The organism is Staphylococcus sp. HMSC13A10, assembly GCF_001808005.1.
GTDB classification, from domain to species: domain Bacteria; phylum Bacillota; class Bacilli; order Staphylococcales; family Staphylococcaceae; genus Staphylococcus; species Staphylococcus pasteuri.
Map to the genome: position 1 here is coordinate 44,951 of NZ_KV791880.1, position 17,581 is coordinate 62,531.

The following is a 17,581-nucleotide window of genomic DNA, read 5'->3' on the forward strand; positions in this document are numbered from 1 at the left end:
ATACATAATATGAAACTTTCGAATAAAGGGTATCGTTTTAAAGATATTGCGTGGAGAGATTTGTTATTAATACCAATTATCTTTATTGGTTTGATAATATTTTCTATGGTAGGTTTTGGGATATTAAATATACATTATACTCACCCAGATAAATTAATGCAGTCAATGATGGCGACTGTTGCACAAGTGATGAGTTATATTATTGCAATTTTAAGTTTTTACCTAATGCATTTAAAATCATTTTCCAAAAGATTTAGTAATGGAATTAATTATGTAAAAAAGCATTGGATATTATTAATTGCCATGTTGCTTATAGCACTTGGGGCATCATCGCTTTATGAGTGGTTGATGCAATTTTTACCGAAGTCATTACAGTATAGTGAAACGCAAAATGAATTAGCACTTGATCAATTATTCAAAATACCTTTATTTTTACCTATAGCGTTTCTTTTAATTGTGATTGTTGCACCTATTGTTGAAGAATTGGTGTTTAGACATATTCTTATCGGAGAGTTAGGTAAGAAGTTTAATTTTATTTTTATGGGGATTATTTCAGCAGTAACGTTTACTTTAATACATGTTAGTGGTGCGAAATCACCATTTGAATTTGGGGCATACTTTATATTAGCAATTATATTGGTGGTTAGTTATTTAAAAGCTAAAAGAAATTTAGCGTCCTCAATTACCATTCACATATTAAATAACCTCATATCATTTATATGGACGCTATTTATTGTTTATTAGAAAAACGAAGTATAGCCTGTGACATAAAAGATGTCACAGGCTATATGTATATTGTCGCCTAGTGAGATAGTTATAGAAATCATTTAAAGTCATACTTTTTGTGTAACAAATTAGTATGACTTACTTAATAGCAATAAGCTATTAAGAACAAAAGGTTCGCATGAACTAAAGAGTTCATGCATAAGAGTTACTACGCACTAAAGTGCAAGTACCTCTAATGAATTAGGAGTGGTTCTTTATATTTCTGGTGGGGTCTGATAAAAATTGCTGATAGTTATCAATTGTTATATCTTGTGTTTTAATTGTTTTTTCAAATGAATAAGAAATGTCTTGTATATCTCTTATTAAAAGTTCTCTAGTGGAACCTAAGCCAATTTCGAATACGATAGCATGCCATTGACCATCTTTACACAACAATCCAATAAAGATTACATTTTCAACAACAGTTCGATCTTCTTCGTAAAAATCTACTAGCATCACTTTACGCTCAGAACAGTATATTAAAATATCAGAAAAAATATTGGGTAATGTAACCTGAGTAGTGTCTTCAAATTTTATATAATAGTCCATCTTTTTTAATAATTTGCGTATACGTGTTTGCGGTAAACTTAAACATTGTTTCAAAATAGACTGAATTTCTTTCGCATAGGGCAAAGTTGAATAAGATTGACTTTCATTTAAAGTAAGAAATAATGCAGAAAGTTGAGCATCTGTTAAAGTTAGCGCAATTTTTGATTGTGATTCTTGAATTTTATAGCCGCCTTGACTGCCATGTGATGCATGTATTTGTACACCTTGATTTTCTAAATCATCAATATCTCTAAGAATTGTACGTTTTGAAACTTTAAATCTTTTTGCTAATTCAGAAGCAGTAATCTTATTACTTTGCTGAATTTCTTGTATCAGTCGATTTTGACGTTCTAATTTATTCAATGAAAGTCACCTCCAATAAACATTACATATTACAATAATTATATCATATAAGCGACAATGATGACATTTGTAGCTTATTTTAGAAATAAAAAGTGAAAATATCTCAAAAAAAATTTAGAAAACGCTTACAAATAAAAAACATTTATGTTAATATATTATTTGTAACAGGGGGAGCGATTAACAAAGGGGTAGAGCTATATAACAGGTAGCTGATAATCGTTCGAGTTACACTAAAACATCTTCAATTATTTATTACTTACTTTCCTTTCTATTTGTCGGCTAGCATAAGACTAGCCGATTTTTTTATGTCAATAATGTTAATGTAGGACTAAAATTTTTAAGTACAATATATTATGACTATGTTAGAGTAGATTTTAATGAATTATAGTTTTTAAATAAAATTTGAACATACAATGATAAATAGAAAAAAATAAAGAGGTGTTATAGATGACTAATTATCAACTAAATGATATAGATCAAATGGTTACAGAATGGTTAGAAAATATAGACAATATTATCCCTAAATTAATTTTTGATATGCATACTGAAACAAAATTAAATCGATTTGATTTAGTGACGAATGTTGATCAGCAAATCCAAAATGAATTTCAACAATTTTTAAGTAACCACTTACCAGATCATCAATTATTTGCTGAAGAAAAGAGCAATGAAGGGATTGATCCTAGGCAAGGCCATGTATGGATTATGGATCCTATAGATGGTACAGCGAATTTAGTTAAACAGCAAGAAGATTATTGTATAATTCTAGGTTATTTCGTAGATGGAGAACCTAAATTATCATATATCTATGATTATCCACATGGACATTTATATAAAGCGATTGAAAATAAAGGTGCATATGATAATAACCAAATATTATTAGCCCCGCCAATCATAGATATAAAAGATGCCATTCTATCATTTAATACACAAGTGTTGAATGATGAAACAATGCATGAATTATATGAGGCATCCTTTGGACATAGAATTATAGGATCATGTGGTTTAGATTCATTAAGAGTGATTAAAGGTCAATTTGGTGCACATATCAATACTAATCCTAAACCTTGGGATATCGCAGCTCAATTCTTATTTGCAAAAGAACTTGGTTTAAAAATGAGTTCATTGGATGGCAAACAAATAGACTTATCAACTGCAGCGCCATTTATTATAAGTAATGAAGGATGTTATAAAGAAGTCCTTGAAATTTTAAATAGTGGTTCTGGATACGGAAAGTAATATTATAAATATATTGCCTCATCACTATATGATGTCCATATTTGACACTTAGATTATTCTTTTAAATTAATTTTTGTATAATAAGACTTTAGAAGTATAGTAAAATTAATTTTCTATTATATAATAATTAAGGTATGTAGTATGTGACACAGTTAAGGAAAAGGAGTGATAGGTGTGCGCAGATCAGAAAAAAATAAAATGAGTCTACCCGCAAAAATTTTAGTTTGGTTTATCGGAATATTATTTATTTTAGCCTTAGTAGCAGTGATTTATGTCGTTGCTAAAATTTTTATCACTGGCGATAAAATACATAATCCTTTAGATAGAGACCATTCTCACTTGAGAGATGGAAAGGTTAATTTAAAAAATGGTGATCCATTTACAATTGCACTATTTGGTGTAGATTCAGATGCTGAACGTAAGGCACAGGGTGGCGGCTCTCGTAGTGATACGATTATGATATTATCAATTAACCCAGAAAAGAAAAAAACTGAAATAGTTAGTGTTCCTAGAGATACACAAGCTAAAATTGTAGGAAAGGGTACAACAGAGAAAATAGCGCACGCTTATGCTTATGGTGGGCCTAGTATGTCTATCAATTCATTAGAAAAATTAATGAATGTACCTATTGATCATTATGCAACCATTGATATGGACGGATTACACGATATGATTGATACACTTGGCGGTATAGATGTTGTCAGCAATGATACTTTTACAACTAATGGCGTTCATTTTGAAAAAGGAAAGAAAACACACGTAAATGGAAAAGAAGCAATGAGCTTTATTCGAAGTCGTAAAGAAGAAGGTGCTGGTGGTGACTTCGGACGTCAAGAACGTCAGCAACTGATATTAGAAGCTATGGCAAATAAAATGACTAGCGCATCTTCTATTGCACACTTCCCATCTTTAATGAATGAAATCCAAAAAAATGTGAAGACAGATTTATCATTAGGTGAACTGAATACTATTAGAAGTAAATATAAAGATGCAAATGATACGGTTAATCGTCATCAACTAGATGGACAAGGTGGCATACAAGACGATGGATTATATTACTTTGTACCAAGCGATAGTTCACTTCAAGAAAATGCTAATTTATTAAAAGAAAATCTTAATATGTAATAAAAATTCATAGTTTCAATTAATAAAGAACAATGGTGTTAATAGTTAATACCATTGTTCTTTTTTTTGCAATTCTCAAAAGCTTTAATTTTATATTAAAATGTAAAAAGTCCTTAACATTGTATGTTTTAAGTTATACAATTAATATGATTCTATCTATTCATATATGTGGGGCATGTAGTTGGATAGGAATAAAAGAAAATGACGTTAGCAATTACGGAAATATATATAATGGGGTGAAAGTATGAAAGAACATTTAATCGTTACCCTTGACGGAACTGATTATTTAGTTGAACCAGGTACCAATTTATTAGAATTCATACGTTCAAGAGATACATTTGTACCAGCGATTTGTTATAACGAATCAATGGGACCAATTCAAACATGTGATACTTGTACAGTAGAAATAGATGGCAAAATTGAAAGAGCATGTGGAACATCAATCGATAGACCAATGACAGTTAATACAACAACAGACCATGTTCAAGCTTCTCAAAAAGAAGCACTAGATCGTATTTTAGAAAAACATATGTTGTACTGTACAGTTTGTGACTATAACAACGGTGATTGTGAAATTCATAATACGATGGATGAGTGGGGGCTCCAACATCAAACTTATGAATATAAAGAAAAGCCATATGAAAAAGATTATGGCCCATTTTATCGTTACGATCCGAACCAATGTATTTTATGTGGACGCTGTGTAGAGGCATGCCAAGATATAGAAGTTAATGAAACAATTAGTATTGATTGGGACAGAGAACATCCAAGAGTAATTTGGGATAATGATGTTCCTATTAATGAATCTTCATGTGTATCTTGTGGTCAATGTGCAACAGTATGTCCATGTAATGCAATGATGGAAGTCAATATGGAAGGTAATGCTGGTTATATGACTGATACAGAGCCAGGTTCATTAGCTGCTATGATTGATTTAACTAAAAAGGCTGAGCCAGGATATGGCCCATTATTTGCCATTTCAGATTCTGAAGCAGAAATGCGTAAAGAACGTATCAATAAGACTAAAACTGTATGTACATATTGTGGTGTTGGATGTTCATTTGAAGTACGGACTAAAGATAGAGAAGTATTAAAAGTACAACCTTCACACGATTCACCAGCAAATAAAATTGCATCATGTGTTAAAGGTAAATTCTCATGGGGCCATATTAATTCAGATCAACGTTTGACTAAACCTTTAGTACGTAAAGATGGACAATTCCATGAAGTAGAGTGGGATGAAGCGTTAAATGTAATCGCTGATAACTTTACTAAAATTAAAGAAAAACATGATGCAGACCATTTAGCATTTATTTCTTCGTCTAAGGCAACTAATGAAGAATCTTATTTAATGCAAAAATTATCACGACAAGTTATTGGTACAAACAATGTTGATAATTGCTCAAGATATTGCCAAGCACCAGCAACAAAAGGGTTATTTAGAACTGTTGGACACGGCGGAGATTCTGGTAGTATTGAAGACTTAGAAAAAGCAGCTATGACTGTACTTATTGGTACAAATACTGCAGAGGCACATCCGGTTATCGCGTCACGTATGAAACGTGCACAAAAACTATTTGGCCAAAAATCTCATGTGTTTGATATTAGAAAACATGAAATGGCTGAACGTGCTGATGAATTCTATCAACCTAAACCAGGAACTGACTTAGTTTGGCTAAGTGCAGTAACAAAATATATTATCGACCATGATTTACATGACAAAGACTTTTTAGATGAATGGGTAGATGATTTTGATAAGTATTATGAATCATTGTCAACATTCACTATGGAATTTGCAGAAGAAACAACTGGTATTCCAAAAGAACGTTTAATTAAATTTGCTAATGAAGTAGCCAAAGCTGAATCAGTATCTATTTGTTGGGCAATGGGTATTACGCAACAAGATATCGGTAGTGATTCAAGTACTGCTATTTCTAATTTATTATTAGTTACAGGAAACTATCGTAAACCAGGTACAGGTGCTTATCCATTACGTGGACATAATAATGTTCAAGGTTGTAGTGATATGGGTAGTATGCCAGACAAAATTACAGGTTATCAAAGTGTTGAAGCGGATGATGTTCGTGCTAAATTCGAAAGAGAATATGGCGTAGAATTAAATAAAAAACCAGGTCGTGATAACCACCAAATGATTGAAGGTATTCATAATGGTGAAATCAATTCACTATATTTATACGGTGAAGATACTGGTATTGTTGATTCAAATATCAATTTCGTGCAAGCAGCTTTCGAAAAATTAGACTTTATGGTAGTTCAAGATGAATTTTTAACATATACAGCAACATATGCTGATGTTGTACTACCTGCAAGCCCATCATTAGAAAAAGATGGTACATTCACAAATACAGAACGTCGTATTCAACGTTTATATAAAGCTTTAGAACCTAAAGGCGATTCTAAACCTGACTGGGAAATTTTCCAACTTATTGCTAATCGCTTAGGTTTTAATTGGAATTATCAACATCCTAGCGAAATTATGGATGAAATTGCGCGTTTAACACCTTTATATTCAGGTGTAAGTTATGAGCGTTTAGAAGGGTTCAATAGTTTACAATGGCCAGTTCATGAAGATGGCACAGATGAACCATTACTTTATTTAGAAGGATTTAATTTTGATAATGGTAAAGCTAAACTTTATCCATTAACGTTTGATAATTACTTTAAAGAAGATGAAGTTTATGACCTTCACGTTAATAACGGTCGATTATTAGAACATTTCCATGAAGGAAATATGACGTATCAAACTGAAATGATTAAATATAAAATGCCTAACGCATTTGTTGAAATCTCACCAGAACTTGCTAAAGATCGAGGTATTCATGAAGGCGCAGAATTAAAATTCATTTCTGAATCAGGTGAAGCTACTTTATTAGCACATATTACTGATAGAGTGAGCGGCAAACAAATTTATATTCCATTAAATAATGACGCCCTTGAAAATGGTGCTATGGGTGCGATCAATGCACTTACGAATAGTGATGTGGATCCTGAAACAGATACACCATCATATAAACGAACTAGCACTCGCATGGAAGTGATTTCTAAACGTGGTAAGTCACCATTGAATCCAACTAACTTCCGTGTAGATAAACAACGTAATCCACAATACAGTGTTAGAGTTGATAAAAAATGGGATCGTGAGGACTATGTTTTCCCGGGAAATCAGGTGAATGACTAATGGCAGAAAGAATAACTGAAATCAAACGTATGCAAAAGTCACCCGAACAAGTTAAATCAGAAAGTCTTAACGAAGTATTGGATGCTATATCTGAAAACAAAGACAGTATCTTAAAAGCCATACGCTTAGTTAAAGTATTAGATGAAGCGAAAATATTAGATGCATTAAATGGTGGTATTAAAGGTAGACAAGTAATTATTAATAAATTTGCTGTTGAACTTAATAAAGATATTTATACAGGATTACTTTCAAATATGGCATCATTAGTATTCTTATTAGGAGACTTAAATGTTAAAGATTTAAGTGAAATGCTTAATAAACTTAATAAAGGTATGCATGTTGCAAATCAAGCAAGCTCTAACTCTAAAACAACGATTAGAAGCTTAATGGGTGTATTAAAAGATGATGATATGAATCGTAGTCTTACATACATGCTAAACTTATTAAAAGGCATGTCTCGAGAAGACTAATTAACATTTGAGGTCAGAACATTTTATCTAGGATAAGCATATTCTCCTATGATGTTCTGATCTCTTTTCTTTATGTCGACAGAAATTTAAAAAATCATGTATCATGTATATTAAATATTATTTTAAAGAATAGAGGTGTCGTATGATAAATCCTAATATATTAAAAGCAATGGCAATTGTATCCAACGTGTTATTAGTGATAGGTATTATCTTTTTAATTATGTTGAAATTAGTGTTAGCCATTACTTTTTTTGCAGTGTCATTAGCTATTAGCTTAGTTATATTTAATGTACTCTTCAGAGATAAAACAGGAATGAAGATTGCTATTAATGTTTCTTTCTTTATAGTTGTCGTGGCAATTGTCGTTGCTTATTTCGTATTATCTAAATAGTTATAAATAGGAGCTTTGAATAAATGAAAAATATGAGTAAAGCCCGCTTGAGTACATTAGTTATCATTGTACTAATTATTATTTTTGGTATTTTGTATATTATTTTCGATACTAATTTATTTAACAATGATAAACGTGTTTCATTTAATGAAGCAGTATCGAGACAACAAAATAAAGGTGTTCTAAATACAAAAGAAGAAAATGGTGAATTTAAAAAGGCGAATGAATCTGATATTAAAAAAGCAATGTCAATTCACCGTTGTGACAATAAACTAAAATACATGGACATATCTGAAAAGGTTCCTATGTCAGAAGCGGAAGTAAATAAGATACTAAAAGGTAAAGGTATATTAGAAAAACAAGGAAAAAGCTTTTTAGATGCCCAAGATAAATACGAAGTAAATATTATTTATTTAATCAGTCATGCTATTATTGAAACAGGTAATGGACAATCAGATTTAGCTCATGGCATTAAAGATGGTAAACATCATTATTATAACTTTTATGGTATAGGTGCTTTCGATGAAAATGCAGTGCATACTGGTAAAAGTTATGCTAAAAAGCAAGATTGGAATTCACCTAGAAAGGCTATTTTAGGTGGTGCAAAATTTGTTAGAAAGCAATATTTTGAAAATCAGCAAATTTCTTTGTATCAAATGAGATGGAATCCACAAGAACCCGGACAAAATCAATATGCTAGTGATATACATTGGGCAGATAATATTGCCAAGTTTATGAAAAAATATTACGAACAATTTGGTATAAAAAAAGATAAAGTTAGAAAAGATTTTTACTTATAGTCGGTTTCAAATACAAAAGATTAACGTTAGATAGGAAGTTACTATTCATCTGTAATGATGTAGTATACTTCCTTTTTTGTGAAATTTGAAATTTAAGTTGTAAGGACCGAAATTTTTTAAAGTTTGAGATGTGATAAAATATATTAGAATCACAATGATGAGGTGGAATCATATGAAAATCGCAATCGTCGGTGCAGGTATTGGTGGATTAACTGCTGCTGCACTTTTACAAGAACAAGGTCATCAAGTTAAAGTATATGAAAAGAACGACGCTATTAGAGAAATAGGTGCTGGGATAGGTATTGGCGATAATGTGATTAAAAAATTACATAATCACGATTTAGCTAAAGGTATTAAAAATGCAGGTCAAAATTTAACAGCAATGAAAACATTTGATGAACAAAATAATCCATTAATGACTGCTTTTCTTAAACAAGATACACTTAATGTGACATTATCTCGTCAAAAACTAATTAATATTATTCAATCGTACGTTGAACCTGACAGTATTTACTTAAATCATAATGTAACTAAAATAGATAATAATAACTCAAAGGTGACGTTACATTTTATTAAACAGGAAAGTGAAGCATTTGATTTGTGTATTGGTGCAGATGGTATTCATTCCACTGTGAGAAATACTATAGATGAACAAAGTAAAGTACAATATCAAGGTTATACATGTTTTCGTGGTTTAGTGGATGATGTCCAATTAGAAGATCCATTTGTAGCAAAAGAATTTTGGGGTAGAAAAGGTCGAGTAGGTATTGTTCCTCTTGTAGGCAATCAAGCGTATTGGTTTATAACAATTAATACCAAAGAAAATGATCTTAAATACAAATCATTTGGTAAACCACATTTACAAGCGCGTTTTAACCATTACCCAAATGAAGTAAGACATATTCTAGATAAACAAAGTGAAACTGGTATTATATTAAACAATATTTATGATATGAAACCACTCAAATCCTTTGTAAAAGAACGTACTATTTTATTAGGTGACGCTGCACATGCTACAACTCCAAATATGGGACAAGGTGCAGGCCAAGCAATGGAAGACGCAATTGTATTAGCTAATTGTCTAAAAGAATATGATTTTACTAAAGCACTAGAACGTTATGATAAATTAAGAGTCAATCATACATCTAAAGTGATTAAAAAATCACGCAAAATCGGTAAAATAGCTCAATATCAAAATAGATTAATGGTTAAGGCTAGAAATACTGTTATGAAGATATTACCTAATAAAATTGCCTCTAATCAAACTAAATTTCTTTATAAATCTAAAGAAAAATAAAGAGTTACTTCAGAATTTTATTAGATTAGCAGTACTTGTGTCAGAGACATAAAGTTATTAAGAAAAGAGAAACAGCAATCAAGCTCTTTGATGAGCTTGATTGCTGTTTTTAATTACCATTATTTATTATTCACAATAAATTGAGGCGTTTCGCCATTAATTTTTTTAATAGTGTCGTTAGCAACAATTTTAGCCATCATATCTCTTGCTTCAAATGTTGCATTACCAATATGAGGTGTTAGTACTACATTTTTTAATGTTTTTAATTCATCAGTGATTTGAGGCTCAAATTCATAAACGTCTAAAGCAGCGCCTTCAATTTCTTTATCTTTTAGTGTTTGTACTAATGATTGTTCGTTGACGATAGGGCCACGTCCTGCATTTACTAAGTAAGCCGTTGATTTCATTTTCTTAAATTGCTCAGTATCAATTAAATGGTGTAAACCAGGATTGTATGCAGCATTTATAGTAATGAAGTCTGCATTTTCCAATAAAGTATCTAAGTCTACGTATTTAGCTCCGATATCTCTTTCTTTTTCTTCTTTACGGTGAGGCCCAGTGTATAGCACGTCCATATCAAATGCACGGGCACGTTTTGCAACTGCACCACCAATTGCACCTAAACCTATAATACCAATAGTTTTTTCAGATACTTCTCGTCCTCTAAAGAATAAAGGTGCCCAACCATCAAATCCTTTATTACGAGATAATTCATCACCTTCAACGATACGACGCGCAACACTTAAGATAAGACCAATTGTTAAATCAGCTGTTGCGTTAGTTGAAGCTTTCGGCGTATTTGTAACATCGATATTTTTTTCACGTGCATAGTCAATATCGACATTGTTGAAGCCAGCACCATAATTTGCAATGATTTTTAAGTTTTTACCACTATCAATAACTTCTTTATCGACGTTTGTTGATAGTAAACTTACTAATGCTGTTGCATCTTTAACACCATTTATCAATGCTTCTTTACTTATTAAACCTTCGTCATCATACATTTCTACTTCAAAATGCTTTTTCAAAAGTTCTAATCCAACTTCTGGAATTGCACCTGCGATAAATACCTTTTCCATCCTAATCACTCCTTTTATCAACAGTATATAAAAAGATACGAGTCTTAACAATTAATTCAACTATAAGAATAGGTCAAATTAACTTATTAATCGTAATCCGATTACAGCAGCTAATATCATTGCAATACATATAATACGAAATACATTTTTAGATTCATTATAAAAAATCATACCTATAATAGTACCTCCCGCTGTACCAATGCCTGTCCAAATAGCATAAGCAGTACCCATAGGTATTTCAGTCATTGAAAGCTTCAATGTGCTAAAACTACAGACAAAAGCTATCCCAATTAAAATCATAAATATTTTATTTTTAGTTCGAGACCATTCATTCATAAATACAACGCCAGTAATTTCTAAACAACCAGCGATGATGAGATATATCCATGACATTATTGATGACCTCCTTCAACATCTTCATTCGTTGAAAGTTTTAAACCGACAATTCCTAATATTAATAATATAATTAGAAATAATTTAATAAATGTAAAAGGTTGATTGAAAAAGACCATATCAACAATAACTGTACCTGCAGCTCCTATACCAACAAAAAAAGCGTATACAGTACCTACAGGTAAGCTTTTAGTAGTATCAATCACAAGATAGAAGCTTAAAAATATAAAAATAAGTGTTACTAACCAACTAATAAATGAATCAGCGTTATTCAAACCAGTAACCCATATGATTTCTACTAATCCTGCTAAAATGACTTTTAACCATTTCAATATCGTATTCCTCCTAATAAAATAACAATAAATCTATTCTCTCAAAATCGGTGATAAGAGGCAAAATGTAAGTGTTATAACATAAAAAAACTTGTAAATGATTAATTAATCATTTACAAGTTTGTATTCATTATTCAAATTACTATCAATACTAGATATGGATATAGTTGTATGAACCAGCTTCACTTGCTGAGATAGTACGTGTACTAACAGAGAAAGGTCCACCATTATAGTTCATTTCTGAAACTGTAACTGATCCATCGCTGCTAACATTTTCAACATAAGCAACGTGACCGTAGCCACCAGATGATGATTGTAAAATTGATCCTGCTTTAGGTGTGTTGTTTACTGTATAACCAGCTTGTTGTGCTGCTGATGCCCAATTTCTAGCATCTCCCCAAGTTGAACCAATTTTTCCACCAACTTTGTCATATACGTACCAAGTACATTGACCAGCAGTATATAAATTACCAGATGAAGAGTTCTGTGTAGTAGTAGATGTTGTAGTAGTTGTAGTTGAAGTCTGTGTTGTATTATATGATTGATTATTTGGTTGATTAAATTCAGCAGCATCTGCATGATGAGATGTTGTACCGAAATATGCAGCGCCAATGCCTGCTGTTAATGTAGTAATAGTTGCAATTTTTTTCATGATAAATATCCTCCCGAATTTGTTTGGTATTAATATGTAAAGTGATATGGTGTAGCGATCCAAATATCATCTTCATTTACCAATTTAAGTTTTAATCGTTTTACGACAAGAGTAACTTTAACAGATATCAATGACTTTGTGTGTGTTGTTACACTATCGTAATTAAATTAAAAAAACCATGACTCTTGTTGTAATAAACAAAAATCATGGTAATAAATATAGTTAACGCTTCCAAAGGCGTTGTAAATCTATTTTTTTAATATAAGTAACATTTCTAAAAAACATATATTACAAGAGGTTGTAATAAACTATCCAGAAATTATTTGAAAAATCTTATGCTTAAAGGAATTAAATATTCTTTACCACCATAATATTTTACACATGCAATGATAGTAAAAATAAATGATAGTAAACATAAAACTAATAATGCAATTATGCCAACAATATAGAAGATGATGCCAATTATTGCGGCAGTATCATTATTCATACTTAAACCGATAATAAAAGGTATTAACATAATTACTGTAAGAATGATTGTCCAAATAGTATACGAAATAGCAAAATTAAAATAGTTCTTACCAGCTTTATCAACAAGTTTAGATTCTTTACGTTTAATAACCCAAATAATAATCGGTCCAATAATGCCACTAAATAAACTTAGTAGATATATTAGCATAGACATAAGACGTGAATCTTCATCGTTCGAATCAACCATTTGAGACGTTTGATCAGATATTTCATTATCTTGAAATTGTTCTGCCATAGGAATACCCCCGTTTTATATGTAAATTAAATTTATTACATCTTTACTATATCAAATGTTTATAAATTAATAAATAAGTTTTTAGTTTATATAATAACATGTTTTGTCTTATCGTCTATCTACAGGTTTATTTATTTTAAAATAGGATATATAAAATTATTAGTTTCGTCATTAAGTATTCTGTAACCTAAGTTTATATATAAATTTAATATGTAAATGGTGACTAAACTAAATAAATAGTTTAATCATATTGTATTAACAATTATAATGTAGAAATGTAAAATTATTAATGATTTACGAAGGTATAGAGTGGGACTAGGATAACTTTTTATAAAGCCATTTTAGTTCCACCTTTTTAATGAAATATAAATAAGAAAGAGGTTTTTATATGAAAATTGCAATTATTGGATCAGGTAATGGTGCAGTAACAGCTGCTTTAGATATGGTAGACAAAGGGCATGATGTTAAATTATATTGCCGAAATCAATCTATTGAAAAGTTCAATAAAGCATTTGAACGTGGTGGGTTTGATTTTAATAATGAAGGCGAAGAAAAATTTATAGAATTCACTAATATTAGTGATGATATTGAAGATGTAATGAAAGATACAGAAATTATTCAAGTTATTATTCCTTCTTCATTTATAGAATATTATGCAAAAGTGATGTCTTATCATGTGACAAATGATCAATTAATATTCTTTAACATTGCAGCTTCTATGGCATCTATTCGTTTTATGAATGTATTAGAAGACAGACATATTGATGTTATGCCTAATTTTGCAGAAGCGAATACATTAACATATGGGACTCGTGTTGACTTTAATGAAGCACGTGTTGATTTATCTTTAAACGTACGTAGAGTTTATTTCTCAACATTTAACAGAGAAGAATTGAATGATAGTTATGATAAAGTATCAGAAATTTATCCAAACCTAGTTAAAGAAGAAAGTTTACTTAAAACTAATTTAGAAAATGGTAACCCCGAAGTTCATCCAGGGCCAACTTTATTAAATGTAGGTCGTATAGATTATGCAGAAGAGTTCTCATTATATAAAGAAGGAATAACAAAACATACGGTACGTTTACTTCATGGCATTGAATTAGAACGTTTAAATTTAGGACGTAAATTAGGTTTTGAGTTAGAAACCGCTAAAGAATCAAGAATTCAAAGAGGGTATTTAGAACGTAAAGATGAAGACGAACCATTAAATAGATTATTTAATACCAGTCCAGTATTTTCTCAAATTCCAGGTCCTAATCATGTGGAAAATAGATATCTGACAGAGGATATTGCATATGGTCTAGTGCTATGGTCAAGTTTAGGCCGTGTCATAGATGTACCTACACCTAATATAGATGCAGTCATTGTCATTGCTTCTACTATATTAGAACGTGATTTCTTTGAAGATGGTTTAACTGTAGAAGAATTAGGATTAGATAAATTAGATTTAGAATAATTACATGTCAAAAATATTGAAAGGAAAGAGGTCTTGTTTCAAAAAGAAAAGTATAGATAAGGGGAAAATATATGAAAAGACAACCAACTTTTTTAGAATCGATATCTACTATTATAGTTATGGTAATAGTAGTAACTACTGGTTTTGTAATATTTAACATACCTATTCAAGTATTGTTATTGATCTCTTCTGCATATGCAGCTTGTATTGCATACCGTGTAGGCTTACGATAGGAAGATTTGGAAGAAGGAATTTCTAAACGTTTAAATACAGCAATGCCAGCTATATTTATCATTTTAGCAGTAGGTATTATAGTTGGTAGCTGGATGTTTTCAGGTACAGTTCCGGCACTCATTTATTATGGTCTTAATTTCTTAAATCCGAGTTATTATTTAGTATCAGCTTTTATAATTAGTGCAATTACTTCAGTAGCAACAGGGACTGCTTGGGGATCTGCATCCACTGCAGGGATTGCTTTAATATCAATAGGAAATCAATTAGGCATTGATAGTGGTATGGCTGCCGGTGCAATTATTGCTGGAGCTGTTTTTGGTGATAAAATGTCGCCACTTTCTGATACTACCAATTTAGCAGCTTTAGTTACAAAGGTGAATATCTTTGCACATATCAAATCGATGATGTGGACAACAATTCCTGCATCAATCATAGGTTTAATTGTTTGGTTTTTTGTTGGATTACGCTACCATAGTCAAACTAATCCTAAACAAATTGAACAATTACTACATGAACTTGCAAAGATATATCATATCAATGTATTTGTATGGATTCCTTTAATTGTTATAATCATTTGTTTACTATGTAAAATATCTACAGTACCTGCGATGTTAATATCAAGTTTAAGTGCATTATTAGTCGGTACATTTAATAATCATTTCAATATCGTTGATGGATTTAAAGCGACATTTAATGGCTTTAGCCATACAATGACGAATCATAGCCATGTGTCGAATAATGTTAAAGCACTTATTGAGCAAGGCGGTATGATGAGTATGACCGAAATTATTGTTACGATATTTTGCGGTTATGCATTTGCGGGGATAGTAGAAAGAACAGGTTGTTTAGACGTATTGTTAAAAACTGTCTCTAAAGGTGTTAATTCAGTAGGGACACTGATTTTAATAACAGTTGTATGTTGTCTTATGTTAGTTTTTGCGGCAGGTGTAGCTTCTATCGTCATCATTATGGTTGGCGTTTTAATGAAAGAAATGTTTGAAGAAAGACAATTATCACAAACTGTGTTATCAAGAACGTTAGAAGATTCAAGTACAATGGTGTTACCTTTAATTCCTTGGGGTACTTCAGGTATATACTATGCACAACAATTAAATGTAAATGTTAATGACTTCTTTATTTGGACAGTTCCTTGTTACATTTGCGCAATTATAGCAGTGATATATGGCTTTACAGGAATAGGAATTAAAAAAATTAATAAAAATGAAGTTTAAATTAATAAATAAGTGGAAAATAGTAAATACGTTAAAACAATTACATAGGTATAAATTGTAGCGATTATATCTTCATTATGTTTTAACTATGATAAATATCCTTCTAATTAGAGTAGGGGTTAAGTTTTGTAGCGGAATTTAACCGTGAAATATTAGACTAAACGAATTCTTTTAAACAACATATTAATAAATTGCCAATTATTATGAGAAAGACTAATCAAGAAATTTATTTGAATTTGTTTATAATCAAAGAACCAGGTGAGATATATTGATATTACCTGGTTCGTTTGGTTATTGACTATGTCGAATGATAAGTTACGACATTTTTGATGAGTAAATAATAGTTGCACTAATATAATATAAGAAGACCGAGCTATGAAATCACTAGAAAGTGACTTATAGTTCGGTCTTCTTTTTATTAATATTTAAAATTGATTAGTGAATGTAGTTATATGAAGCGGCTTGACTAGCTGAGATTGTACGTGAAGTAACAACACCAGCACCATGACCATAATTCATTTCAGATACACGTACTGAACCATTACTATTTACACTTTCAACATATGCAACGTGACCATATCCACCTTGAGTTGTTTGTAAAATAGAACCAGCAGCTGGTTTATTATTTACTGTATAACCTGCAGCTGCAGCAGCATTTGCCCAGTTATTAGCATTGCCCCAAGTTGATCCAACTTTACCACCTACGCGATCATATACGTAATAAGTACATTGACCAGCAGTATATAAGTTACCACCATTTGAAGATGCTTGAGATAATGATACACCGTTTGATGATGGTGCAGTAGTAGTAGTTACATGTACATTGCTGCTTGAAGTTGAGTAACTAGCACCAAGACCACCTGTACGTTGGTTGTTTTGATTATAAGCTTGTGTATTATAGCCGTAATCATAACTATTTTTGTAGCTATTGTAATTATTGTTATAACTATTGTAATTATTATTGTTGTAATTGTAAGCTTGAGTATTGTAACCATAATCGTAGCTATTATTTTGGTTTACTTGATTTGGACTCCAGTTACCTTTCCAAGTGTAGTGGTAGTTACCTTGTTGATCGATTGTGTATGAGTAACTATATGAACTTGGGTCATTTGGGTTGTAGCCCCCGTTATTATTTTCTGCTGCTTGAGCATCATGACTTGCAAAAGCGAAAGTAGCGATTCCTGCAGTTGCGATTGTAGCTGTAGCGATTTTTTTCATTTGATAAATATCCTCCTAAAA

Annotated in this window: 16 protein-coding genes and 1 pseudogene; 10 read left to right on the forward strand and 7 right to left on the reverse strand. The window is 31.1% G+C overall.

Going from position 1 to position 17,581, the window contains the following annotated elements:
• Nucleotides 1-9 precede the first annotated feature (9 nt).
• Nucleotides 10-744 (forward strand): CPBP family intramembrane glutamic endopeptidase, encoded by a 735-nt coding sequence (locus HMPREF3125_RS09680; RefSeq protein WP_070453558.1) that lies wholly within the window; start codon nucleotides 10-12, stop codon nucleotides 742-744.
• A gap of 222 nt (nucleotides 745-966) precedes the next feature.
• On the opposite strand, the gene HMPREF3125_RS09685 is transcribed toward HMPREF3125_RS09680, so the two are convergent.
• Nucleotides 967-1,677, reverse strand: a complete 711-nt coding sequence (locus HMPREF3125_RS09685; protein WP_070453561.1) for a helix-turn-helix transcriptional regulator — start codon at nucleotides 1,675-1,677, stop codon at nucleotides 967-969.
• Nucleotides 1,678-2,124: 447 nt separating this feature from the next.
• Between HMPREF3125_RS09685 and HMPREF3125_RS09690 the strand changes: the two genes are divergently transcribed.
• The 7 genes from HMPREF3125_RS09690 to HMPREF3125_RS09720 all read left to right on the forward strand — a co-directional run bounded on the left by HMPREF3125_RS09690 (nucleotide 2,125) and on the right by HMPREF3125_RS09720 (nucleotide 10,198).
• Entirely contained in the window at nucleotides 2,125-2,916 is a 792-nt protein-coding gene (locus HMPREF3125_RS09690) for an inositol monophosphatase family protein (protein ID WP_070453564.1), read from the forward strand.
• Between the two features lie 174 nt (nucleotides 2,917-3,090).
• On the forward strand, nucleotides 3,091-4,041 hold the full coding sequence (locus HMPREF3125_RS09695) for an LCP family glycopolymer transferase (protein WP_029055824.1): 951 nt from the start codon (nucleotides 3,091-3,093) through the stop codon (nucleotides 4,039-4,041).
• A gap of 244 nt (nucleotides 4,042-4,285) precedes the next feature.
• On the forward strand, nucleotides 4,286-7,240 hold the full coding sequence (gene fdhF, locus HMPREF3125_RS09700; RefSeq protein ID WP_070453567.1) for a formate dehydrogenase subunit alpha: 2,955 nt from the start codon (nucleotides 4,286-4,288) through the stop codon (nucleotides 7,238-7,240).
• Nucleotides 7,240-7,710, forward strand: a complete 471-nt coding sequence (locus HMPREF3125_RS09705) for a helical membrane plugin domain-containing protein (RefSeq protein ID WP_070453571.1) — start codon at nucleotides 7,240-7,242, stop codon at nucleotides 7,708-7,710. Before fdhF ends, HMPREF3125_RS09705 begins: the two co-directional genes overlap by 1 nt.
• A gap of 142 nt (nucleotides 7,711-7,852) precedes the next feature.
• On the forward strand, nucleotides 7,853-8,101 hold the full coding sequence (locus HMPREF3125_RS09710; RefSeq protein ID WP_017636451.1) for a hypothetical protein: 249 nt from the start codon (nucleotides 7,853-7,855) through the stop codon (nucleotides 8,099-8,101).
• Between the two features lie 23 nt (nucleotides 8,102-8,124).
• On the forward strand, nucleotides 8,125-8,901 hold the full coding sequence (locus HMPREF3125_RS09715) for an N-acetylglucosaminidase (protein ID WP_070453574.1): 777 nt from the start codon (nucleotides 8,125-8,127) through the stop codon (nucleotides 8,899-8,901).
• Between the two features lie 172 nt (nucleotides 8,902-9,073).
• Complete coding sequence (locus HMPREF3125_RS09720; protein WP_029055829.1) at nucleotides 9,074-10,198, forward strand: FAD-dependent monooxygenase; 1,125 nt, start codon at nucleotides 9,074-9,076, stop codon at nucleotides 10,196-10,198.
• 119 nt (nucleotides 10,199-10,317) lie between these two features.
• On the opposite strand, the gene HMPREF3125_RS09725 is transcribed toward HMPREF3125_RS09720, so the two are convergent.
• The 5 genes from HMPREF3125_RS09725 to HMPREF3125_RS09745 form a co-directional block, all read right to left on the reverse strand.
• Nucleotides 10,318-11,277: an NAD(P)-dependent oxidoreductase gene (locus HMPREF3125_RS09725; protein WP_070453578.1), complete on the reverse strand. Its 960-nt coding sequence runs from the start codon at nucleotides 11,275-11,277 to the stop codon at nucleotides 10,318-10,320.
• 78 nt (nucleotides 11,278-11,355) lie between these two features.
• The gene (locus HMPREF3125_RS09730) at nucleotides 11,356-11,670 is read right to left on the reverse strand and encodes a DMT family transporter (RefSeq protein WP_029055831.1); all 315 of its coding nucleotides are present in this window, start codon (nucleotides 11,668-11,670) and stop codon (nucleotides 11,356-11,358) included.
• Nucleotides 11,670-12,002: a DMT family transporter gene (locus tag HMPREF3125_RS09735; RefSeq protein WP_029055832.1), complete on the reverse strand. Its 333-nt coding sequence runs from the start codon at nucleotides 12,000-12,002 to the stop codon at nucleotides 11,670-11,672. The genes HMPREF3125_RS09730 and HMPREF3125_RS09735 overlap by 1 nt, the downstream gene beginning before the upstream one ends.
• 151 nt (nucleotides 12,003-12,153) lie before the next feature.
• Nucleotides 12,154-12,654, reverse strand: coding sequence for a CHAP domain-containing protein (locus HMPREF3125_RS09740; protein ID WP_070453581.1), 501 nt, complete (start codon nucleotides 12,652-12,654; stop codon nucleotides 12,154-12,156).
• A gap of 319 nt (nucleotides 12,655-12,973) precedes the next feature.
• The gene (locus tag HMPREF3125_RS09745; RefSeq protein ID WP_029055833.1) at nucleotides 12,974-13,417 is read right to left on the reverse strand and encodes a DUF4870 domain-containing protein; all 444 of its coding nucleotides are present in this window, start codon (nucleotides 13,415-13,417) and stop codon (nucleotides 12,974-12,976) included.
• Between the two features lie 388 nt (nucleotides 13,418-13,805).
• Between HMPREF3125_RS09745 and HMPREF3125_RS09750 the strand changes: the two genes are divergently transcribed.
• Complete coding sequence (locus tag HMPREF3125_RS09750) at nucleotides 13,806-14,876, forward strand: NAD/NADP-dependent octopine/nopaline dehydrogenase family protein (protein WP_070453584.1); 1,071 nt, start codon at nucleotides 13,806-13,808, stop codon at nucleotides 14,874-14,876.
• 71 nt (nucleotides 14,877-14,947) lie between these two features.
• Nucleotides 14,948-16,342: pseudogene (nhaC, locus tag HMPREF3125_RS09755) on the forward strand (Na+/H+ antiporter NhaC).
• A 435-nt stretch (nucleotides 16,343-16,777) separates the two neighbouring features.
• Here nhaC and HMPREF3125_RS09760 read toward each other — a convergent pair.
• On the reverse strand, nucleotides 16,778-17,560 hold the full coding sequence (locus HMPREF3125_RS09760) for a CHAP domain-containing protein (protein WP_017636248.1): 783 nt from the start codon (nucleotides 17,558-17,560) through the stop codon (nucleotides 16,778-16,780).
• Nucleotides 17,561-17,581 lie beyond the last annotated feature (21 nt).